At 35.3% G+C, this 22,006-nt stretch carries 23 protein-coding genes; 1 reads left to right on the top strand and 22 read right to left on the bottom strand.

Annotated features, from left to right (window positions below; all coding sequences use genetic code 11):
* Positions 1–108 precede the first annotated feature (108 nt).
* The 21 genes from uvrC to ACVWNY_RS04410 all read right to left on the bottom strand — a co-directional run bounded on the left by uvrC (position 109) and on the right by ACVWNY_RS04410 (position 20,320).
* On the bottom strand, positions 109–1,884 hold the full coding sequence (gene uvrC, locus ACVWNY_RS04510) for an excinuclease ABC subunit UvrC (protein ID WP_218324588.1): 1,776 nt from the start codon (positions 1,882–1,884) through the stop codon (positions 109–111).
* A gap of 91 nt (positions 1,885–1,975) precedes the next feature.
* Entirely contained in the window at positions 1,976–2,290 is a 315-nt protein-coding gene (trxA, locus tag ACVWNY_RS04505) for a thioredoxin (protein WP_218324587.1), read from the bottom strand.
* Positions 2,291–2,370: 80 nt separating this feature from the next.
* Positions 2,371–4,734, bottom strand: a complete 2,364-nt coding sequence (locus tag ACVWNY_RS04500; RefSeq protein ID WP_218324586.1) for an endonuclease MutS2 — start codon at positions 4,732–4,734, stop codon at positions 2,371–2,373.
* 53 nt (positions 4,735–4,787) lie between these two features.
* Positions 4,788–5,336, bottom strand: a complete 549-nt coding sequence (locus tag ACVWNY_RS04495) for a CvpA family protein (protein WP_218324585.1) — start codon at positions 5,334–5,336, stop codon at positions 4,788–4,790.
* A gap of 12 nt (positions 5,337–5,348) precedes the next feature.
* Positions 5,349–5,774, bottom strand: coding sequence for a cell division protein ZapA (gene zapA, locus ACVWNY_RS04490; protein ID WP_218324584.1), 426 nt, complete (start codon positions 5,772–5,774; stop codon positions 5,349–5,351).
* 225 nt (positions 5,775–5,999) lie between these two features.
* Positions 6,000–7,352 carry an alanine/glycine:cation symporter family protein gene (locus ACVWNY_RS04485; RefSeq protein WP_218324583.1) on the bottom strand — a complete coding sequence of 451 codons (1,353 nt, stop codon included), beginning with the start codon at positions 7,350–7,352 and terminating at the stop codon, positions 6,000–6,002.
* A 278-nt stretch (positions 7,353–7,630) separates the two neighbouring features.
* A complete protein-coding gene (locus ACVWNY_RS04480; RefSeq protein ID WP_218324582.1) occupies positions 7,631–8,272 on the bottom strand; it encodes a DUF4767 domain-containing protein in 642 nt (213 codons plus the stop codon).
* Positions 8,273–8,414: 142 nt separating this feature from the next.
* Positions 8,415–9,371: a siderophore ABC transporter substrate-binding protein gene (locus tag ACVWNY_RS04475; protein WP_218324581.1), complete on the bottom strand. Its 957-nt coding sequence runs from the start codon at positions 9,369–9,371 to the stop codon at positions 8,415–8,417.
* A gap of 23 nt (positions 9,372–9,394) precedes the next feature.
* Entirely contained in the window at positions 9,395–10,150 is a 756-nt protein-coding gene (gene fitC / locus ACVWNY_RS04470) for an iron chelate ABC transporter ATP-binding protein FitD (protein ID WP_454071773.1), read from the bottom strand.
* Entirely contained in the window at positions 10,147–11,106 is a 960-nt protein-coding gene (locus tag ACVWNY_RS04465; protein WP_218324579.1) for an iron chelate uptake ABC transporter family permease subunit, read from the bottom strand. Before ACVWNY_RS04465 ends, fitC begins: the two co-directional genes overlap by 4 nt.
* The gene (locus tag ACVWNY_RS04460) at positions 11,103–12,050 is read right to left on the bottom strand and encodes an ABC transporter permease (RefSeq protein ID WP_218324578.1); all 948 of its coding nucleotides are present in this window, start codon (positions 12,048–12,050) and stop codon (positions 11,103–11,105) included. Before ACVWNY_RS04460 ends, ACVWNY_RS04465 begins: the two co-directional genes overlap by 4 nt.
* Before the next feature lie 188 nt (positions 12,051–12,238).
* Complete coding sequence (locus ACVWNY_RS04455) at positions 12,239–13,129, bottom strand: acetamidase/formamidase family protein (protein WP_218324577.1); 891 nt, start codon at positions 13,127–13,129, stop codon at positions 12,239–12,241.
* 148 nt (positions 13,130–13,277) lie between these two features.
* Positions 13,278–13,592 (bottom strand): DUF1292 domain-containing protein, encoded by a 315-nt coding sequence (locus tag ACVWNY_RS04450; RefSeq protein WP_218324576.1) that lies wholly within the window; start codon positions 13,590–13,592, stop codon positions 13,278–13,280.
* A 16-nt stretch (positions 13,593–13,608) separates the two neighbouring features.
* Positions 13,609–14,037: a Holliday junction resolvase RuvX gene (gene ruvX, locus ACVWNY_RS04445; RefSeq protein WP_218324575.1), complete on the bottom strand. Its 429-nt coding sequence runs from the start codon at positions 14,035–14,037 to the stop codon at positions 13,609–13,611.
* A complete protein-coding gene (locus ACVWNY_RS04440; protein ID WP_218324574.1) occupies positions 14,034–14,303 on the bottom strand; it encodes an IreB family regulatory phosphoprotein in 270 nt (89 codons plus the stop codon). The genes ruvX and ACVWNY_RS04440 overlap by 4 nt, the downstream gene beginning before the upstream one ends.
* Positions 14,304–14,494: 191 nt before the next feature.
* Positions 14,495–15,835, bottom strand: coding sequence for a type I glutamate--ammonia ligase (gene glnA, locus ACVWNY_RS04435; protein ID WP_218324573.1), 1,341 nt, complete (start codon positions 15,833–15,835; stop codon positions 14,495–14,497).
* A gap of 42 nt (positions 15,836–15,877) precedes the next feature.
* Entirely contained in the window at positions 15,878–16,261 is a 384-nt protein-coding gene (locus ACVWNY_RS04430) for a MerR family transcriptional regulator (protein ID WP_218324572.1), read from the bottom strand.
* A 131-nt stretch (positions 16,262–16,392) separates the two neighbouring features.
* Positions 16,393–17,643, bottom strand: a complete 1,251-nt coding sequence (locus tag ACVWNY_RS04425) for a methionine gamma-lyase family protein (protein ID WP_218324571.1) — start codon at positions 17,641–17,643, stop codon at positions 16,393–16,395.
* On the bottom strand, positions 17,630–18,874 hold the full coding sequence (gene hflX, locus ACVWNY_RS04420) for a GTPase HflX (RefSeq protein WP_454071772.1): 1,245 nt from the start codon (positions 18,872–18,874) through the stop codon (positions 17,630–17,632). Before hflX ends, ACVWNY_RS04425 begins: the two co-directional genes overlap by 14 nt.
* Before the next feature lie 2 nt (positions 18,875–18,876).
* Entirely contained in the window at positions 18,877–19,797 is a 921-nt protein-coding gene (gene miaA / locus ACVWNY_RS04415) for a tRNA (adenosine(37)-N6)-dimethylallyltransferase MiaA (protein ID WP_218324569.1), read from the bottom strand.
* Between the two features lie 7 nt (positions 19,798–19,804).
* The gene (locus tag ACVWNY_RS04410) at positions 19,805–20,320 is read right to left on the bottom strand and encodes a hypothetical protein (protein ID WP_218324568.1); all 516 of its coding nucleotides are present in this window, start codon (positions 20,318–20,320) and stop codon (positions 19,805–19,807) included.
* 193 nt (positions 20,321–20,513) lie between these two features.
* Between ACVWNY_RS04410 and clpP the strand changes: the two genes are divergently transcribed.
* Positions 20,514–21,107: an ATP-dependent Clp endopeptidase proteolytic subunit ClpP gene (clpP, locus tag ACVWNY_RS04405; protein ID WP_218324567.1), complete on the top strand. Its 594-nt coding sequence runs from the start codon at positions 20,514–20,516 to the stop codon at positions 21,105–21,107.
* 37 nt (positions 21,108–21,144) lie between these two features.
* Here the strand turns inward: clpP and ACVWNY_RS04400 are convergent, their stop codons facing one another.
* The gene (locus tag ACVWNY_RS04400; RefSeq protein ID WP_218324566.1) at positions 21,145–21,915 is read right to left on the bottom strand and encodes a TraX family protein; all 771 of its coding nucleotides are present in this window, start codon (positions 21,913–21,915) and stop codon (positions 21,145–21,147) included.
* Positions 21,916–22,006: the final 91 nt, after the last annotated feature.

Here is a 22,006-nt window from a genome sequence, read left to right as displayed (position 1 = left end):
GTAAAAATAGCATCTCTGCTCGTCGATTACTATCCAATCCCTTTTACATCGTCCGTTTTATCATAAAAAAATAGCTTTACCAAAAAAAGACCAGTGAAATAATATTCACTAGTCTTCATGTAATTTTTGATAAACATTTTCGGCAACCTTTTGAGGTAAGCCGATCATTTTTAATTCTTCAATTGAAGCTGCTTGGATTTTTTTCAAAGATTTAAATTCTTTTAACAATAATTTTTTGCGTTTAGGGCCTAAACCATCAATCGCATCTAGTTTAGAAGCAAAACTATTTTTACTTCTTAATTGACGATGGAAGGTAATTGCAAAACGGTGGACTTCATCTTGAATTCTTTGTAGTAAGAAAAATTCCTGCGAGTTTCTTTCTAGTGGGACCACTGACAAGTCTGCTCCAAATAACAATTCACTGGTTTTATGTTTATCGTCTTTGGCTAATCCAGCAATCGGAATATCTAGACCCAGTTGATTATCTAAAACTTCCTTTGCAGCATCAACTTGCCCTTTGCCTCCATCAATTACAATTAAATCAGGAAAAGGTAGGTCTTCTTTTAATACGCGAGAATAGCGTCGATAGATAACTTCTCGCATCGATGCATAATCATCTGGACCTTTAACGGTCTTAATTTTATATTTCCGATATTCTTTTTTAGCAGGCTTACCATCAATAAAGACTACCATAGCTGCCACCGGATCAGTTCCCATAATATTTGAATTATCAAAAGCCTCAATTCTAATTGGTGCTGGAATATTCATAGCATCACCTAATTTATCGACAGCGCCAATTGTCCGCGCTTCACTCCGTTCAATCAGATTGAATTTTTCATTTAGGGCTACTCGAGCATTTTTACTAGCTAAGGTTACCAATTTTTTCTTTTCGCCTCTTTGAGGTTGTAAAACTTTAGTATCTAACAAGGCTTCAACACTGGCTTGATCAATATCGTCAGGGATTAACACTTCTTTTGGAATAAAATGTTCATTTTCTTGGTAAAACTGACCTAAGTAAGTTAAAAAATCTTCTTCAGCGTCATTGTAAAAAGGAAACATTGAAACATCTCGTTCAATTACTTTGCCTTGGCGAATGAAAAAGACTTGGACACACATCCAACCTTTGTCAGTACTATATCCAAACACATCCCGGTCAACTAAATCAGCGTTGGTCATTTTTTGTTTCGTCATAACTGTTTCAATCGATTTAATTTGATCCCGGTATTCCGCTGCCTTTTCAAATTCCATATTTTCAGCCGCTTGAGCCATTTTTACTTCTAATTGTTCCTGAATTTTTGTATGACCACCATTTAGAAATTGTTTAATTTCATTTACCATTACCCGATAACGGACTGTTGGAATATCAAAAATACACGGAGCCAAACACTGTCCCATATGATAATACAAACAAACTTCTTTCGGTAAAGTTTTACATTTTCGCAATGGAAACAAGCGATCCAATAATTTTTTGGTTTCATTTGCGGCACCAACATCAGGATAAGGACCAAAATACAACGCTTTATCTTTTAAAACCTTCCGTGTAATTAATAATCGAGGATAATCTTCATTAGTGATCTTAATAAAAGGATAGGTTTTATCATCTTTTAGCATGATATTATACTTGGGATCATTTTTCTTAATTAAATTAATTTCTAACAATAAAGCTTCAATATTAGACTCAGTAACAATATATTCAAAGTCCTCAATTTCACTAACCAATCTTTCAGTTTTCGTATTATGACTGCCAGTAAAATAAGAACGTACACGATTTTTTAAAATTTTAGCTTTACCTACATAAATAATTGTGCCATTTTTATCTTTCATTAAGTAACAACCAGGTTGATCTGGTAAAAGCGCTAATTTATTTTTTATTCTTTCATTCATTTGGATTCTCCTAAGTTTTCGCTAGGAATATTTTCTCACAAAAAGAAAGCCGAGACAAAAATTTTCCTTTGTCCCGACTCTGTTAACGAGCTTACATATGTGATGTAACTAATTCTTTTAATTGGTCTTTGGTATGTACACCAATCACTTTATCGACGATTTCGCCGTCTTTTTTAAGAACTAAAGTAGGAATACTCATGATTCCAAACGATGAAGGAGTTTCGGGATTTTCATCCACGTCCATTTTTACGATTTTTAATTCGCTATCATCATATTCTTCAGATAATTGTTCTAAAATTGGTGCTTGCATGCGACAAGGACCACACCAAGTTGCCCAAAAGTCGATTAAAACTAATCCTTCGTCAGTTTCTTGACTGAAAGTTTTATCAGTAACTACTTGTGACATAAATCTTCCTCCTTTGATTTGCTAAATGTATTATAGCACGATGTTTTTCTCCTGCAAATTTTTCTGCTTACAACTGTAAACTATTTAAAAGTGACCACAGTTGCACCATTTCCACCTTGATTTGCTGGTGCAAACTCAAAACTTTTGACTTGACGATTATTTTTCAAATAGTCTGTAATTCCTTGACGTAACGCGCCAGTTCCTTTGCCATGAATAATTCTGACCTGAGCATAACCGGCTAATAAAGCTGCATCAATATATTGGTCGACTTCTGCTAAAGCTTCTTCATATCGTTTACCACGTAAATCTAATTCCATTTTTACGCCAGCAGTATTTCCCCGTTTTACACCAGAAACTTGGCGGGCTTTTGGCTCTTCCAAAGGGGCTACTTGCGTCATATCATCTTCTGAAATAGTCATTTTCAAAATACCGATTTGAACTTGCCAATCTTTATTAGAGACTTTATCAATCAGTGTCCCTCGTTGGCCATAAGTTTCGACGATTACTTCGTCACCAGCCTTGAATTGTTTCTTGGCTTTGGCTTTTTGCAATACTTTATTTTTTTTCAGCTGTTCAGCTTGTTTCAAGTTGGTCAACTGACTTTTCGCATCGATTAATTCGTGCTCTTTGATATTTCCTTGCCCACCGCTTAACTGCATTTGGCGAATTTCTTTAATAATTTTTTCAGATTGTTCTTCTGCTTCATTTACAATTTTATTGGCCTTTTGACGGGCATTTTCCATTTCTTTTTCTCGTTCATCAAAGAAATAGCTATAAGCATTTTTTAAATCACGATAAAGCTTTTCGGACTCCTCCACATAATACCGAACTTCCAAATATTCTGTTTCCGTCGCTTTACGTTGATTTTCTAAATCAGAAATCATCTCATTCAAATCTTGACTTTCTTCATCAATAATTTGTTTGGCACTGTCAATAATCTGATTAGCCAAACCTAAACGGCGAGAAATTTCAAAGGCATTACTCCGTCCTGGTACACCAATCAGTAAACGATAAGTTGGACTCAATGTATCTACATCAAATTCCATGCTGGCATTAATTGTGTTTGGACGATTATAACCATAAATTTTTAATTCAGGATAATGCGTTGTCGCCATTACATAAGCCGATTTCGCACCAACAGCATCTAAAATAGCAATTGCTAGCGCTGCTCCTTCTTGCGGGTCGGTTCCGGCACCTAATTCATCGAATAAAACCAAGGAATGTTCATCAAATTTGTCTAAAATATTCACGATATTGGTCATATGAGATGAAAAAGTAGATAAGCTTTGTTCAATACTTTGTTCATCACCGATGTCTGCAAAAACTTCTGAGAAAATACCCATTTGGCTATCTTCATCTACAGGTAATGGAAATCCGGTTTGTCCCATTAGTTGCAGCAAACCTAAAGTTTTTAAAGTAATTGTTTTACCACCTGTATTTGGTCCAGTAATAACTATCGCCTGGTAATCTTCCCCAATCATAATATCATTAGCAACGACCATTTCTTGATCAATTAAAGGATGACGCGCTTGCTTGAAGAAGACCTGATTTTCATCATTGATTGCTGGAACAATAGCTTTTAATTCTTTTCCAAAACGGGCTTTCGCATTCATTAAGTCGAATTGTCCTAGAACATACGCATTATGTAAAATATCTTTACGGTATGGTACTAAACTAGCAGAAAGTTCAGCGAGAATCCTTTCAATTTCATTTCGTTCAGCAATTTGTTGTTGGCGTAGACGATTATTTAATTCGACAATTTGCTTTGGCTCCATAAATAATGTTTGACCAGAAGCACTTTGATCATGTACAACACCACCAAAAACACCACGATACTCTTGTTTAACCGGAATCACATAGCGATCGTTACGCATCGTTACAATAGCATCACTTAAATATTTCGCATTTTTACCACGAATTAAACCATCTAATTGTTCACGAATATTTTGTTCACTGCGGCGGATCTGACTGCGAATTGTCCGTAACTCAGCTGAAGCTTCATCACGGATCGAACCATCCGCTTCAACAGAACGTCTTAACTGCCCACTTAATTCAGGTAAAGTAACTAATTGGTCATGCCAAAAATACAATCGTTCAAATTCTAATTCACTATCATGCAAATCTTCGACAAAACGAACCACTTCACTAGTGGTCGATAAAACTCGTGATACTTCGGCTAATTCTAACCCATTTAAATTAGCGCCAATTTCAATTCGTTTCATATGTGGTGCGATATTATTTAGTTTTGGAACTGGGATACCACCGCGAAGACGTTGAACTTTTAATCCATCTGCTGTTTCGGCCAGCCAACTTGCTACTCGTTCCTTATCGCTAGAAGGCGTAAGTTGACGTAAATTCTCTGTCCCTTGTTCTGTTGTTAAATATTGTTGAATTTGATTTTTCACTTGTTCAAATTCTAATGTTTTTAATATACGTTCATTCATTATTTCACCTTCTTACATAAAATAAACCGAAACCAGTTGGTCTCGGTTTTTCCTTACCCTATAATATTCGTAACCCACAAAGTGTCAAATAAACGGCTCAAAATCAAAGAATGTTCAATAATCATTTTACCATACCAACTTTGTTCGATGAGATTTTGCACAAATCCCATTGGTACGAAGGTCATCAGTTTCAAAATTAAAAAAATCGCAACATAGCAATTAATGATTTGTAAAATCATTGAAACTAATGAATCATAACGAGGTAATAATTTCTTAAATAATAAATTGCGGAAAAAAATCCCAACAAAATGTGTCAATAACCAACCAATCCCCAAGATTAGCAGAAAAGCAAAACCAGCATAAAAAGCTTGATCTAATCGAAAAGCCTCTTCAACTGTATAATAAACCATTTGAGAATTTTCTGTCACTGAAGGATACGGCACATACAATTCAAACTTTGATCCTAAATTTTGATATAGCTGACGCGCAACAATAAAAGAAATCAAATAGCCAATCGAAAATACTAATTGATAAGCAGTTCCTCGGCGATAACCGGTATAAATAGCCAATAAAAAGGCGAATAAAATGATAAAAGTTAACATATACGACCTCGCTTACTTATCTGCTGCACGTTTTTGAATCTCCCGTTGACGATTTTTATTGACAACATCTTGTGCATCCACATGGTTCCGAATACCGGTTTCGTCTTTTCCTTGTTGCCGTAAAATCTCTTTGGCCTCCGCTTCAACTGCTTCGATTTTTTTTATTCGCTCTAAATTATGAGCAGCTTCTTGTTCCTTAGCGGTATACCTTTTTTGTAGCTTTAAATTTTCTTCTTGTTTGACAAGTTGATCGCTCATTGCGTTAATCGCCAATAAAATAGCGGCTTTTTCTGTAGAAATTCCAGGTGAAAGCTGCTTAATTTCGTTCAATTGTTCATTCACTAAAGCGGTCACCATATCCATATGTTGTTTGCTTTCTTGACCAATGATCGTATAATCTTGACCGTCTACAGTGGCTTTATATCTGTTTTGAGTCATCTGACTTCCCTCCATAGGAAATATGCTAAAAATACCTACTTATTATATGATAAAAAAGGCTACTTGTACAATTTTGAAAAAATTAGATAGCAATTTGAAAATGAACGACTGTTTTTACATAAAAAAATACACCAGCAAAAGGAATTGTTGAAGTGACCCAAAAAAATTAAACCAAAGATCTAATTTTTTGGGGTCAGTACATGTTCACTTTCTACTGGTATTTTTTTAATCCATTAAATCATATTCTTGCGTTGTTTTCTTAATTGATTTATACAATGCTAAGATTGCTAAAATATTAGGAATAATCATTAATCCATTAAATAAGTCTGCCATACTCCACACAAATTCAACTTTTAATGAACTACCGATGGCAATAAAAATCGCGACTAATACAGCATAAATCGGTACTGCTTTTTTTCCGAATAAGTACTTGATATTTACTTCTCCAAAGAAATACCAGCCAATCAATGTTGCATAAGCAAACAAAGTGACACAAATTGCAATAAATGGATACCCTAGATTACCTAAAGTTTGAGAATAAGCATATTGGGTTAATTCAATACCATCCAAAAATTCACCATGCTGCATTATTCCAAGCGAATTAGTAGTTAGGATAACAAATACAGTCATCGGTAATAAAATGATTGTATCAATAAAAACTCCCATCATTGCAACTAATCCTTGTTTGGAAGGATGTGAAACTTTAGCCAAGGCATGAGCATGAGGAGTGGACCCCATTCCTGCTTCGTGAGTGAAGAGCCCCCGTGCGATCCCAAAGCGTACACTTTCTTTAACACCCACCCCGAGGATACCACCTAAAACAGCTTCTGGTTTAAAAGCACCAACGAAAACATCTCGTAAAGCTTCTGGAATGCCTCTAAAGTTTACAATCACTACAAACATTGAGACAATTGCGAAAAATACCGCCATGATTGGTACAATTTTTTCTGTAACAGCCGCAACACGTTCTGTTCCACCAATAAATACATAAAGACTAGCTAGTCCTAAAATGACTCCGGTAATTAGTGGATGAATGCCAAAAGCGGCCTCCATTGCTTGACCAACTGAATTTGCTTGTACCATATTCCCCATAAATCCCAGTGCTAAAATTAAGAATATTGAGAAAATAACAGCAACAACTTTTCCTAAGGTCCCTTTAAAAGCTGCTCTGATGTAATAAACTGGTCCACCAACAACTTCATTTCCTTTTTTAGTTCGGTACATTTGTGAAAGAGTTGCTTCTGAATAAATAATTGCCATTCCTAAAATTGCACTAATCCACATCCAAAAAACCGAACCAGGCCCACCCATAACCATTGCTGTAGCAACACCAGCCAAATTACCAGTCCCAATTTGAGCCGCAATCGACGTCATTAACGATTGAAATGAAGTCATTCCCTCATCGCCAGCCTTAGTTCCTTTAAAAGAAATATTTCCGAAAGTTAATTTAAAGCTTTCTTTTAACTTTCTAAATTGAATGAAACGTGTCTGAATTGAAAAGAATATACCAGCAAAACATAACAGTGCGATAATAATGTAGTCCCACAAAAAATCTCGAATCCCATTAATAATCTCCATTTTTCCCAACCTTTCAATTTTAATTAGTAAAATTGTATCATAATTTCAGTGTATTAAGCATGAAAAAGCAAAAAAATATTCCATTTTACATAAATATTTTTTATTTTAACGCAAAAAAATCCTGCACGCTTTATGTGCAGGATGTCTAAACTAAATTGCAGAAATAGTACTATTAATAATAATTGATCTAACTATTCTACATAGAGAATCCTGTTAAAGCATCCAGATTTTTTACCATAACGATTCTCGAATTTTGATTTTTTAATTACTTCTCTTTATCAAGACGGATTAACAATGTTTTGAAAGCCATTTTTTAACTCTTGATTCTCAGTTTGACTAAAATGGAAGGCACCATCAGGCATTCCTTGATTTTGCATGGAAGTTAAAACGACTGGATCATTATTATGAATAGCAAAGAAATATACATGTTTTGCAGCAAAAGCAGCGGTATCAGCGTCTGAGTATACTGCAACTATACTATATTCAGCAGCTGATTCACCGTTTCCTGACCATTCTGCTGATACGATTTGATTATCTACTGCCATCGGTTGTTTTTGGGTATTTTCCAGTACGTCATCTGGTAGTTGTAAACCATAAAAATTAACATTGTTTTGCGGTTGATACTCTTGATAAGACTGTCCCATAGTCGCACTCCAGTTAACTATAAATGAACGTAGTGCATCTGCTTTTTCACTATCCCAGATGTTTTTTGTTACATTATTCTCAGGTTCTTCTGAATTTGTAGCTGATGTCGAACTGGAAGATTTCTCAATGACTTTCTTCGCCTCACTACTATTACTACTTGTTGTAAAAGTTTCTTGCTTCTGAATCTCATCATTTTGCGTCGTAGCAGTTTTTCTACAAGCACTTAAACCTAACAAACTTACTGATAACATCAAACCAACAACTATTTTTTTCATTATTTCCCCTCCCCGATTACATTCAACTTAAGCTTACCAAAATTAATTTACAAAAGGTAGTCCAATCGACTTCAAAAACAAATAAGGATACGTCAAGATCATTATCTTAACGTATCCTCACATCATTTATGTTCTTATCGGATTACTCAAATGCTTTTTTTACATCATCTAGCATTCTTTGCAATGATTCTAATCCGCCACCACTTAAGTACCAAACTTCAGGATCTAGTTCAATTACTTTATTATTTTTACCCGCATTGGTTTGTTGAATCAGTTCATTACTAGCAAGGTCATCATTAGTAGTATCTCCGCCAATCGCTTTTGTTCGATCAATGACAAACAAAACATCTGGATTGGTTTCTAGTACATATTCATAAGAAACATTTTGACCATGAGTAGAAGCTTCAATCTTATCATCTGCTTGTTGGAAGCCAAAAGTATCATGGACAATCCCAAACCGAGAACCATCACCATAAGCCGAAAGTTCTCCTTCATTGATTAAAACAACTAATGCTTTCTCACCACTAGACTTAGCCTGATCACTAACTGAAGTGATTTCTGTTTGTAACTCATCTAATTGTTTTTCTGCTTCTTGGGTTTCATCAAAAATTTTGGCTAGAGTCTTTACATTTTTTTGAATAGACGCCCATGTGTCAGTATAATCAACTTCTAAATAAATTGTTGGTGCAATTTGGCTCAATTGATCGTAATAATCAGCCTGCCGACCGGAGATAATAATTAAATCTGGAGACATCCCATTAATTGCTTCCACATCAGGTTCTTTGATGCCACCTGCCGAGGCTACATCTGCATACTTATTAAGATATTCTGGCAAGCTATCAACTGCAGCCCCAATAACAGTATCTTCTTTACCTAATGCATCGATTGTATCTAACGAACCCATGTCGAAAACGACAACTTTCTCTGGGTTTAATGGCACCTCCACCGTACCATTCGCATCAGTTACTTTCATTGTCTGACTCGAAGATTGTTCTGTTGCTTTTTTTGAAGAGTCAACTGTATCGCTCGCGCCTGATCCACAGGCCGCGATCGTAAATAATGTAGCTACCAAACCTAAACTCATTAAAAATTTCTTCATTAATATTTCTCTCCTCTACTTGTTTAAAAGTACATGCAAAATCTTTTTCCCTCAATTTCGCAAATTTTTATATTCATATCATATAAGGGATTTAATACTTCTTTTTTGATCATATTTTCTGTTTCTCCTCGAGCAAAAATCTGACCTTTTTTCATCGCTACAATTTCATCAGCGTAACTAGCCGCGAAATTAATATCGTGTAATACAATCAAAATCGTTTTACCTAATTTATCAACTAAATGGCGTAATGTTTGCATCATTTGAACCGCATAATTCATATCCAAATTATTCAACGGTTCATCTAACAAAATATAGTCTGTATCTTGCGCCAAAACCATTGCAATATAAGCTCGTTGAAGTTGTCCACCAGATAATGTATCAATCATTTCTTCAGCTAAATCAGACAAACCTAAATTTTCTAAAGCATCCTCCACTAACGCATGATCTTTTTTTGATAATCGACCTTTGCTATAAGGAAAACGACCGAAATTCACTAATTCGCGAACCGTTATTTTTAAACCGATCCCGTTACTTTGTTTTAATATAGCTAATTTTTTTGCTAACTCTTTAGATTTCCAAGTTTTCACTTCATTATGATCTAAATATATTTCTCCTGTATCGTGAGGAATTAATCGACTGACCATTGAAAGCAAGGTGCTTTTTCCAGCACCATTAGGACCAATAAACGCAGTTAATTTTTTTTGACTGACTGGTAACTGTACTTCAGTAACAACACGTTTTTCTCCGTAGTGTTTTGATACATTATGAATTTCAATCATGCTGTCTTCTTCCTTTCATGGACAATTTTCCCAACAAAATAAATGCCACCAACAAATTCGATCACAACACTTAAAGTTGCATTTAAAGCAAAAACTTGTTCAACTAAAAATTGTCCTCCTACGAGCAGAATAATACCAATTAAGGTACTCGTTAAAAATAACCAACGATGTAAATAGGTTCTGGTCAATTGATAGCTAATATTTGCCGCAATAAATCCTAAAAAGGTAATTGGTCCAACTAAAGCCGTAGCTGTTCCCGTTAGCAAACTGATTATAGCAAATAATAGCGTTTGAAAACGAGAAACCTGAATTCCTAAATTAGTCGCTTGATCATTTCCTAAATGTAAAACATCTAAATAAGGCGATAATTTCATCAAGAGAGCCGCTCCTAAAACAATAATAACCGTTGCCCAAATTAAATGATTTCCATTAATGTTCCCAAAACTAGCAAACAGGCGACCTTGCAGTAAATCATATTCATTAGGATCCATTAATACTTGTAGAAAAGTGCTCAAACTACTAAAAAGTGTTCCTAAAATCATGCCGATCATTAACAATAGAAATAAATTATTTTGACTCCGCTTTAACAAAAATTTACTCAGCAAAAGACTGACCAACGTCATCAATAATATATTGGCAAAAAACATACTCAATGTCTCCTGCGACAGCATGGTCACACCACCAATAAAGAAAAATAGTAAAGTTTGAATGACGACGTATAAAGAATCGTAACCTAAAATATTAGGAGTTAAAAAGTGATTTTGCGTCATTGTCTGAAAGGTAACCGTCGCAAAGCTAACTGCAATCGAGACTAAAATAAAAGCGATTAATTTTCGACCTCGAATTTGTAAAGCAAAATTTAAATTGCCATGGGTCTGATACGTTAAATATAAAAAACACAATAAAACGGCAAACACTGCTAAAAACGAAAGCCTAAATAAAAACTGTTTTTTCATAGCCGCTGCCTCCTTAATAGTAAAAAGATAAAGAGGACACTGCCGATAACTCCGACAATCACACTAACTGGTATTTCATATGGTGCAATAATTATCCGTGATAAAATATCACAAGAAATTAAAAAAATACTCCCAGCAATTGCTGTTAAACCTAATGTATCTTTCATATGGTCACCATAAATCATGGCAACGATATTTGGCACGACGACTCCTAAAAAAGGAACCGTTCCAACCATTATCAAAGTTACAGCACTCGCAATCGCTACCAAAAAAATACCGAAAAATTGAGTTACTTGATAATTCAAACCTAAGTTTTTGGCTAAATCTTCCCCCAGACCGATAATTGTAAACCGATAGGCAAAAGCATAAATCACAATAAAAATTGGAACGGTTAAATAAAGTAATTCGTAACTTCCTCGTGTGACTGTCGCGAAATTTCCTTGTAACCAAGAAGACATATTTTGTACTAATTGATACTGATAAGCGAAAAAAGTCGCCACCGAACCAACAATATTACCAAACATCACGCCAACTAAGGGCAACATCATCTGGCTTTTTCCAGGTAGATAACGTGATAGAAATAAGAACGCCAGCGTTCCTAATAAAGCAAAAACGAATGCCACAAAACCTCGTGTCAAAGTTGAGGCACTTGGCAAAACCAACATCACAAAAACAATCCCAAGACGTGCACTGTCCATGGTTCCTGCTGTTGTAGGCGAGACAAATTTGTTTTGCGTTAAATGTTGCATCACTAGTCCGCAAATACTCATTGTCGCACCTGCTAAAACTAAACTAACTGTTCGAGGTAACCGAGTGGTCATAAATAATAACCGCTGTTGGCCAACATTTTCCAATAAACCATTCACAGTCAGATCATTCACCCCAACAAAAAAAGAAAGAGCAACAAGTAAAATTAAAATAAAAAATAATGTAAATTTTTTCATTACTAGACCTTTCTGTTTTTTAATTGAGAATGATTTTCATTCCTAATGATTAGTTTAAAAAAAATTTAGCATTAAAGCAAGTTTTTTTTAGTTTTATCAAAAAATAATTTAGTGAAAGACATAAAAAAAAGAAAGAGCACCCAACTCTTCCTTTTTACATCAAAATTATTATAAATATTGACATATTTTTAATCTATCCATTTTTTCAAATAAGACAAGGGTAATTCCATTCTGACAGTTTTATTGGGATCGACAATTTGGCAAATTTTTAAGTTTCCTGCTAACGTTAATAAGTGTATCGCCTCTCCAGTCGATAATTCTGTATAATTTTCTACAAGCTGGACCATATTTTTTGTTGCAGCAATAGTAGCTTCGTCAACTGTTAGCTTTGAAGAAATCGTGCTGATTTTTCCGTTTCTAATCAAAAAAGGTAAGGGCCATTTTTTATTTTTAATAACAGAAACAGAAACAGTTACTTCGCTAGGAATTTCTGCACCACAACCAGATACTTCACCATCACCCATCGCTGCATGACAATCTCCCAGTGCTAGTAAGGCACCCGCTATATTAACTGGTAAATATAATTCAGCACCTTCACTAATTTCTGTACAATCCATATTTCCCCCATGAGCGTCAGGAGTCCCACAAGAAATTGGTGCACCTTTTGGAGCTGTCCCAATCACCCCAATCATCTTATTTATTGGAATCTCAATCTCATCAGTCAGCTGAACTTTATTTTCTTTAATATTTAAGACTCGAATGACGTTTTCTTCCAACTCATCTCCCATAACACCTAGATCTGGGCCGGTAAAAAGTGTCGCATTTCCTTTAATCGCAATTTTTTTTATTGAAATTTTTAATGTATCACCAGGTTCAGCACCTTCCACAAAAACTGGACCCGTAGCTGGATTAATCTTGTTCCAGTCCACTCCTTGATAGGAACTAGTTTCATCAGAAATTTGATTAGTAAAACAATCATAGATTTCAAAAGTAATTTCTTCCCCATCTTTAACAGTTAAAACCGGTTGATTATTTTTATCCATTGCATAAATACAGTTTTCTTTTTTTACAAAGTTCATTTCATTGCCACCTTCCTATTTTTTAATTATTTTATCATCAATTAAAAAATAGGAAAAGTTTTGTTGGAAGCAAAGTTCCTTTAGCCTTTGACAAGAACGACAAAAAAGGAGAAACCTACAAACAGGTTTCTCCTTTTTAACTCATGATTTATTCTTCTTCAGACATGAAAGTATTGAAAACTTCTTCAATCATATTCCATTCTTCATCAGTTTCAATTTGTAACAATTCACCTTCGCTACCATCTTCATTTTCAAGATAAGCATAAGCTTGTAATTCTACATCTTCATCTTCAGGGACACCTGCCGGATAAAGTAAAACATAATTTTTTTTGAATTCTTCTTGACCATCAATAGTTAAAAGAATTTCGTATAATGTTTCATTTCCTTCATCATCCACCAAAGTAATCATTTCGTGTTCATGACTATGGTCGTGATCGTGGTCGTGATTGTGTTCGTGTGCCATCTAAATTCCTCTTTTCTTAAAATTTGTTTCCTGTTCGGTCAAGATAATTTTGTAAGATCATCACTGCTGCAACTTTATCAATGACCTTTTTTCTTTTAGCCCGGGTCGTATCAGCTTGTTCAACTAACATGCGTTCAGCTTGAACAGTTGTCAGTCGCTCATCTTGATAATCAACAGGCAAATTGAAAAGTTCTTTAATCTTGTCGCCATAGGCCATCGAGGCTTCAGCTCTCGGCCCAATAGTATTGTTCATGTTTTTGGGTAATCCCACGACAAATTTAGTCACCTGATACTCCTTAACAAGCTCCGATAAACGATCAAAACCAAATTCCTCATCGTCTTCGTTAATGCGGATAATTTCTACCCCTTGGGCTGTCCAACCAAATGGATCACTGACTGCAATTCCAACGGTTTTCGATCCGACATCTAATCCCATAATTCTCATCGAAGTTCAATACCATGATCTTCTAAATAATATTTAACTAAAACTTCCATTACTTCATCACGTTCATGACGACGAATTAAATTTCTAGCATCATGGTAACGGGGAATATAAGCAGGATCACCTGATAATAAATATCCTACAATTTGATTAATTGGATTGTAACCTTTTTCAGCCAATGCATTATACACAATAGCTAACGTTTCACTGATTTCTTTTTTACGATTGTCGTCAAAATCAAAACGAACTGTTTCATCTGTATATCCCATCAGTACACACCTCTTTATCATTCACTTATTTTATTCTACTTAAAAAGTATAACAAACTTACCACAAGGTTGAAAGCCATGATACTTTTTAAAGAAAGAAAAAATTAAATTTTAAACTAATTGAGAAATTTGTTACAAAACTCCATTAAAAAACCTCTGGTAAAAGATCACCAGAGGTTGTTGTTGTGTTGATTAATACAACTCTAAATATTGCTCACGTTCCCATTCAGAAACTGTTTGACGGAAGGCCGCCCATTCTAATTTCTTCGCTTCGACAAAGTTAGAATAAATATGTGAGCCTAATGCATCCACAATTACTTGATCTTCACGCATAGCTTTAATCGCATTGTGAATAGTAGAAGGCAAGTCATAGATTTGTGCTTCTTTACGTTCTTCTTCGCTCATCACATAAATATTACGATCAACGGCTGCTGGCGGTGTTAATTTATTATCAATACCATCTAACCCTGCTTCTAATAATGTTGCCATTACTAAATACGGATTAGCAGAAGGATCAACTGAACGTAATTCTAGACGAGTAGATAAACCACGAGATTCTGGTACGCGGATTAATGGAGAACGATTGCGTCCACTCCAAGCCACATAAACTGGCGCTTCAAATCCTGGTACTAAACGTTTGTAAGAGTTAACTGTTGGGTTACATACAGCTGTATAGGCGCGTGCATGTTTCAATAAACCTGCTAAAAATTGATAAGCTGTTTCACTTAATTGCATTGGACCATCTTCATCATAGAAGACATTACCTTCATCATTAAATAAAGACATATTACAATGCATTCCTGAACCGTTGATTCCGTATAAAGGTTTTGGCATAAAGGTTGCATGCAAACCGTGTTTACGAGCAATTGTTTTAACTACTAATTTGAAAGTCTGAATGTCGTCACATGCTTCAATCGCATCAGCGTATTTAAAATCAATTTCGTGTTGACCTGGTGCCACTTCATGGTGAGAAGCTTCCACTTCAAATCCTAAATGTTCTAATTCTAAAACAATATCCCGACGGCAGTTTTCACCAAGGTCAGTAGGAGCAAAATCAAAATAGCCACCTTTGTCATTTAAGTCTAATGTCGGATCGCCATTTTCATCAACTTTAAATAAGAAAAATTCTGGCTCTGGTCCTAAGTTAAATGCAGTGAAACCATAATCTTTCATCTTAGATAAGGCACGTTTTAAGTTTCCACGAGGATCCCCTGGAAATGGATTGCCATCTGGACTATAGATATCACAGATTAAACGAGCTACTTTGCCATGATCGCTTTCCCAAGGGAAGATCATCCAAGTTGTCAAATCTGGGTATAAGTACATATCGCTTTCTTCGATTCGAACAAAACCTTCGATAGATGAACCATCAAACATCATTTTGTTACTTAATACTTTTTCTAATTGACTCACAGGAACCTCGACATTTTTAATTGTTCCCATAATGTCTGTAAACATTAAACGTAAAAATCGAACATTTTCTTCTTCAACGATTCGTTTGATATCTTCAACAGTTAAATCTCTTTTTGGCATAGTATCCCTTCCTTGCACTTCATTTTTTTATTTCCACAATCACTACAGCCGTGGACCTTGTGATTGGTATGGATGTTGTTGTTGGTTTAAACCACTTTGGGTCATCATTTCATCATAAAAAATTCGGCGAACATCTTTATCAGTTAACGGTGGTTTATCTTTGGCAGCTTTGGCTTCATCTTGACGCATTTGATAAACTCGTTTAATCCCTGCCATATTTAATCCGTCTGATAGATAATCTTTAATCTCTAGTAACACATCAATGTCGTTTAAAGAATACATCCTACGGTTCCCATCGCTACGTTCAGGATGAATCAGTTCTTGTTCTTCGTAATATCTAATTTGTCGCGCCGTTAAATCAGTTAATTTCATAACTGTACCAATTGGAAAAACAGCTAAAGATCTACGTAATTCCTTTTCCCGCATGACTTATCCTCCTTGCCTCTTGATGTTGAAAATAGAATACCAAAGCGTTAGACCGGTTGTCAACCCAAAATGTTAGATTTCCTTACATTAAAAATAAATTGTTCGGAAATGAGGGATTTTTAATTTAACTATTACCGGTAAAAAACTTCATTAATTGCATTGGAAACAGCGATTTTAACATGTTCAAAGGTCAAGCCACCTTGTAAATATAAGGAATAAGGTTCTCGCAATGGACCATCGGCACTTAACTCAATGCTGGCACCCTGAATAAAAGTTCCAGCCGCCATTATTATGTCATCTTCGTAGCCAGCCATGTACGATGGAACAGGTGCAACATACGCATCAATTGGTGAGAATTTTTGTATCGCTTGCGCAAAAGCAACCATCTTTTCCTTGTCTCTAAAGTCAATGAGCTGAATTAGATCGGTGCGAGGTTCATACCATTTAGGTGTAGAATTGAAATCATGTTCAGCTAAAATTGCAGCCGAATAAATTGCACCGCTAATAGCTTGGCTGACTACATGAGGGGCCAAAAAGAATCCGTATAACATATCATAGACATTTCCCAGCATGGCTCCACCTTCAGCACCTACTCCTGGAGTTGTTAGGCGGATAGCAGCTTTTTCTACCAAATCTTCTCGCCCAACAATATATCCACCCGTTTTTGCAATGCCGCCACCTGGATTTTTAATCAAGGAGCCAGCTATTATATCCGCACCTACTTCAGTCGGTTCAGTTAGCTCAGCAAACTCACCGTAACAATTATCGACAAAAATAATCACTTGTGGTGCGATCTGTCTAATGAAATCACACATTTCTTTGATTTTTTCAATCGTGAAAGAAGCGCGCATAGCATACCCGCGAGATCTTTGAATAGCAACAATCTTAGTACTTTCAGTTAATTTATTTTTTATTCCTGTAAAATCAACTGATCCATCTGGTAATAAATCAACTGCATCATAGCCAATATTATATTCTTTAAAAGAGCCTACGCCATTACCAGTTTCACCTAACACTTCCAACAAAGTATCGTAAGGAGTCCCTGTAATATATAAAAGTTCATCTCCAGGGCGTAGATTTCCATACAATGCTGTTGCAATTGCATGGGTACCAGAAACAATTTGTGGACGAACTAAAGCAGCCTCTGCACCAAAAACTTGGGCATAGACTGCTTCTAATACATCGCGACCTAAATCATCGTTACCATAACCAGTTGAAGGTAAAAAATGGGTCTCTGAAACCCGTTGTTCACGAAAAGCTGTTAAAACTTTTTGCTGATTTGTTAAAGCAATATCTTTTACTTCTTTTAGGCGAAGTTCAATTTGTTGGTCCACTTGTTCAATCTTATTTTTTAATTCATCTGGAAAATTATTCTGCCACATTGTCACCCATTCTCCTTATCCATTGAGAACTTTCTTTCGCAAAACCACGAATTTGATAGGTTTCACTAGACTCGTCAAAGTCTTCCGCTAAAACCAATGTTACTCGTTTAATTGTGCTTAATAATTGTCCCTCACTAGCTGAAATACTTAGCAAATATGGGCTCAAAATTTCCATTATTTCTTTTCTAATACTTTCTGACAGCTGTTCTTTTCCTTTAGAGGATTTAGCTGAAATAAGTGTATTAGGAAATAGGGTTGGTGCAAATTGAATCGGATTGATTTTATCGGCTTTATTATAAACAGTCAGCGTGGGAATATCTTCCATCTCCAACTCTTTCAACAAATCTAAAACCGTCTGTTCTTGCTGCTGACGGTCCTCAGCACTAGCATCGACCACATGTAATAATAAATCCATTCCACGACTTTCTTCTAAAGTTGAATGAAAGGCATCCACTAATTGTGTTGGTAAATCTTGAATGAATCCAACAGTATCAGTTACCGTTGTTTGCATTCCTTGCGGTAATGACCAACGTTTAGTCAAAGGATCTAAAGTGGCAAATAATTGATCTTGTGAATAAGTATCGGCGCTCGTAAGTAAATTAAAGATCGTTGATTTACCGGCATTGGTATAGCCTATTAAACCAATTTGAAAGACAGTTGAATCGTTTCTTTTTTGACGAGAACGTTCACGATGGGCTTCCACTTCTTTTAAATCTTTTTTAATAGCAGAAATTCGTCGGCGAATATGTCGTCGATCTGTTTCCAATTTGGTTTCTCCAGGTCCACGGGTACCAATCCCACCACCTAAACGAGATAAACTTTGCCCTTGACCAGTTAATCGATGAAATAAATAATTTAATTGCGCCAACTCGACTTGCAATTTGCCTTCTTTTGAACGAGCTCTTTGGGCAAAAATATCTAATATTAATTGAATACGATCAATTACCGGCACACCTACAATACCTTCAATTGTCTCTGCTTGGCGAGGAGATAAAGCATGGTTAAAAATAACTAAATCAGCTTCATGAGCTTCTACTAATTGTTGCAGTTCAGCCATTTTCCCTTTACCGATAATTGTTTGGCGGTCTACTTTTTGACGTTTTTGGGTCAATGAATACACAATTTCACCATGGGCCGTTTTAGTTAATCCGGCCAATTCGTGCATGGATTCTAAAAAATTGGATGTTGTATCATCTGTTTCTACACCAACTAGAATTACGCGTTCTGACAATTCTATCCCTCCTTAAGCCATGTTGCCACAGCATTTTCTATATTTGTAATAGTTTCTGGTTGTTGCACCAAATCATACCAAACAACAGGCATTCGATTTCTAAACCAAGTCAACTGCCGCTTGGCATATCTTCTGGATTGCAACTTAATTTCTTCGGTTGCTTCAGTTAAAGATTGTTCTCCTCGAAAATATGGGAATAATTCTTTATAGCCTATTCCTTGAGCTGCTTGAACAGTAGGCGTAACAAAAAGTTTTTCGGCTTCATCCAATAACCCATCATTAATCATTTGATCCACCCGTTGATTGATCCGCTGATATAACAATTTTCTTTCTGTATTTAGGCCAATAATCATTGGATTATAAAGCAATTTAGGTGTTTTTTCTGGTGAAAAAATTGAACGTCCAGTTAATTCAAAAACTTCCAATGCTCGAATAACTTTTTTTTGATTATTAAAGTGGATTTTCTCTGCTGCTAATGGATCGAGCGCTTTTAACTGCCCCCAAAGTGCTGATTTGCCGTTTTTTTCAGCAAAGATTTCATATTTTTTTCTTAACTGAAGATCATGGTCAGTTTCAGCTTTACCTAACTGATAATCCCATAACAAGGATTGAATATATAAGCCTGTACCACCTACTACGATTGGTAATTTTCCCGTAGCAGTAATATCCACAATTTTTTTTCGCGCTTCTTTTTGAAACTCTGCAACTGAGTAATTTTCATTTGGATCCTTAACATCAATTAAATAATGGGGAATTCTCTCTTTTTCTTTTTCAGTCACTTTGGCAGTACCAATATCTAGTGTTCGATAAACTTGCAAAGAGTCACCACTAATAATTTCACCGTTAAATTTTTTTGCTAAATCAATACTCAAACTGGTCTTACCAACCGCTGTTGGTCCAACTATAACTAATACTTTCTCCATTATATTCCTACTTTACATCAAAATAGCGTAACGGTTCTTTTGTTAAACGTGCTAATTGATTTTTCTTTTCCTGCGTAATTGAAAGTAATTCATCAGCAAAAGATTCCATCAATACTCGTCCACCCTTGTATGCGTAACCTCCCAAACGAACGGTTTCTTCAGGTGAAATAACCATTTTACGATGGGAAATATTTTTAAAAAACTCTTCCACTAGATATGTCGGTAAATAAAAATTATTTTGTGCGGCAAAAGATTGCAAATAAATATAATCATCAATTGCTATATAAGTATCATCAAATGCATTGAAACTAACGTAATTTTCCATCATTAAGCTACGTTTACTCAAAATTTCATTGATTTTTTTATTTAATAAATTCATTACTTCAATTTCTTTTACTCGGTGTTCAAGTTCTCGTTTCCGATAAGTTTGTCTTTCTTGATATTTAAAAAAGAAAAAAACTGTCACGCCAACAATCGCAGCACCAATCAAAACACCGATTAATCCAATAAGTCCAGTACTCATTTTTCACCCTCTTTTCCTGTCTTTTATATTACCATATTTCCGAATTAAAAAGGATGGTTGAAGAAAGTCAAAATAATCGTCCAAAACATTTGACCAATGTTGACCAATAGATTATACTATGTTTTAGAATTTAGCAATTACACTTGAAGTGTGCTAAAATAATTTTGAAAAAAGATTTGAGGAGGAATTTCCTATGAATTTAGTCCCTACAGTTATTGAACAATCATCTCGTGGCGAAAGAGCTTACGATATTTACTCTCGTCTATTAAAAGACCGGATTATTATGTTGAGTGGCGCGATTGATGATAACGTGGCAAACTCAGTGATTGCCCAATTACTATTTTTAGATGCACAGGACTCTGAAAAAGATATTTATATCTACATTAACTCTCCTGGTGGTAGTGTATCTGCCGGTTTAGCAATTTTTGACACAATGAACTTTGTAAAAGCCGATGTCCAAACAATCGTTTTAGGGATGGCTGCATCAATGGGTAGTTTCTTATTAACAGCTGGCCAAAAAGGGAAACGTTTTGCCTTACCGAATGCTGAAATCATGATTCACCAACCATTAGGTGGCGCCCAAGGTCAAGCAACTGAAATCGAAATTGCAGCAAAACATATCTTAAAAACTCGCGAACGCTTGAATAAAATTTTAGCTGAACGGACTGGTCAACCACTTGAAGTGATTGAAAAAGATACTGACCGTGACAACTATATGACAGCTGAAGAAGCAAAAGCATATGGTCTAATTGACGAAGTAATGGAAAATAGTTCAGCTTTAAGCTAAACAAAATGACTCCTGCAAATTTTTTGCAGGAGTTTTTTTATATAAACATATTTACTAAATAAATCACCCATAGATGCAATGGATAAAAAACGTAAAAGAAATATTTAGATGTTTTGGTTTGATAACCGCCTCTTTTTCCATTGTATAAATAAATCAATGGTAATACCGTCACCATCATAAACTCATTATCAAACGTCAAATATTGATACAAACTCTCCCCAGTATTCATCTGCCAAAAAATAACAATACTCCACGCAAACAAAACAAAACAAATAGCAAAAACTCCTAAATAAAGAATTTTCGAATTTTGCTTCAAGTGGCTAAAGTAAAAAATTAAGCTAATTGGCAATAAATAAAGACCACCTTCACTGAACAAAATTGGTAGTAATAAAAATCCCGCTACTACTAAATATTTACCATTCTCTCGACTTAAATCAACTGCCCATATCAAAGCGAACAATAATGCCAATGTTAGAAAAATATTATTTGGTCCAATTAATTGCAACACACTAAAACCACCAGTGAAATGATCGGTATAATTGTCAGCCAAAAAATTAATTAAACTATTCCCTAAAAGCATTATCCCCGCGCCTAAGCTTAATCGCCTCAAATATTTTTTTCGACTATGAGTATAAAAAAATCCTTCAATCAATAAAAAAACAAATAATGGTGCTACAAATCGACCCAACCAAGATACCCACAAAGGCCACCCTAAACTTGCACCAAAATAAGTATTGATATGATCGATTACCATAAAAACAATTGCTATAATTTTTAATTGATAACTAGATAAACCTTTTTTTAACATTTCATCTCCCCGCTTTCAATTCTTATCTTAGCAAAGAAAAACTTTATAAAAATGGGACGTTAGTCTGAAATGCTGCGAACAAAATTGTCAC

It is taken from the genome of Enterococcus sp. JNUCC 77, from assembly GCF_054819945.1.
This window is presented reverse-complemented; position numbering and strand designations above follow the sequence as displayed.

Coding starts and splice junctions, on each gene's coding strand:
- uvrC (WP_218324588.1), bottom strand. CDS start 1,884: ATGAATGAAAGAATAAAAAATAAATTAGCGCTTTTACCAGATCAACCT.
- trxA (WP_218324587.1), bottom strand. CDS start 2,290: ATGTCACAAGTAGTTACTGATAAAACTTTCAGTCAAGAAACTGACGAA.
- ACVWNY_RS04500 (WP_218324586.1), bottom strand. CDS start 4,734: ATGAATGAACGTATATTAAAAACATTAGAATTTGAACAAGTGAAAAAT.
- ACVWNY_RS04495 (WP_218324585.1), bottom strand. CDS start 5,336: ATGTTAACTTTTATCATTTTATTCGCCTTTTTATTGGCTATTTATACC.
- zapA (WP_218324584.1), bottom strand. CDS start 5,774: ATGACTCAAAACAGATATAAAGCCACTGTAGACGGTCAAGATTATACG.
- ACVWNY_RS04485 (WP_218324583.1), bottom strand. CDS start 7,352: ATGGAGATTATTAATGGGATTCGAGATTTTTTGTGGGACTACATTATT.
- ACVWNY_RS04480 (WP_218324582.1), bottom strand. CDS start 8,272: ATGAAAAAAATAGTTGTTGGTTTGATGTTATCAGTAAGTTTGTTAGGT.
- ACVWNY_RS04475 (WP_218324581.1), bottom strand. CDS start 9,371: ATGAAGAAATTTTTAATGAGTTTAGGTTTGGTAGCTACATTATTTACG.
- fitC (WP_454071773.1), bottom strand. CDS start 10,150: ATGATTGAAATTCATAATGTATCAAAACACTACGGAGAAAAACGTGTT.
- ACVWNY_RS04465 (WP_218324579.1), bottom strand. CDS start 11,106: ATGAAAAAACAGTTTTTATTTAGGCTTTCGTTTTTAGCAGTGTTTGCC.
- ACVWNY_RS04460 (WP_218324578.1), bottom strand. CDS start 12,050: ATGAAAAAATTTACATTATTTTTTATTTTAATTTTACTTGTTGCTCTT.
- ACVWNY_RS04455 (WP_218324577.1), bottom strand. CDS start 13,129: ATGAACTTTGTAAAAAAAGAAAACTGTATTTATGCAATGGATAAAAAT.
- ACVWNY_RS04450 (WP_218324576.1), bottom strand. CDS start 13,592: ATGGCACACGAACACAATCACGACCACGATCACGACCATAGTCATGAA.
- ruvX (WP_218324575.1), bottom strand. CDS start 14,037: ATGAGAATTATGGGATTAGATGTCGGATCGAAAACCGTTGGAATTGCA.
- ACVWNY_RS04440 (WP_218324574.1), bottom strand. CDS start 14,303: ATGGGATATACAGATGAAACAGTTCGTTTTGATTTTGACGACAATCGT.
- glnA (WP_218324573.1), bottom strand. CDS start 15,835: ATGCCAAAAAGAGATTTAACTGTTGAAGATATCAAACGAATCGTTGAA.
- ACVWNY_RS04430 (WP_218324572.1), bottom strand. CDS start 16,261: ATGCGGGAAAAGGAATTACGTAGATCTTTAGCTGTTTTTCCAATTGGT.
- ACVWNY_RS04425 (WP_218324571.1), bottom strand. CDS start 17,643: ATGTGGCAGAATAATTTTCCAGATGAATTAAAAAATAAGATTGAACAA.
- miaA (WP_218324569.1), bottom strand. CDS start 19,797: ATGGAGAAAGTATTAGTTATAGTTGGACCAACAGCGGTTGGTAAGACC.
- ACVWNY_RS04410 (WP_218324568.1), bottom strand. CDS start 20,320: ATGAGTACTGGACTTATTGGATTAATCGGTGTTTTGATTGGTGCTGCG.
- clpP (WP_218324567.1), top strand. CDS start 20,514: ATGAATTTAGTCCCTACAGTTATTGAACAATCATCTCGTGGCGAAAGA.
- ACVWNY_RS04400 (WP_218324566.1), bottom strand. CDS start 21,915: ATGTTAAAAAAAGGTTTATCTAGTTATCAATTAAAAATTATAGCAATT.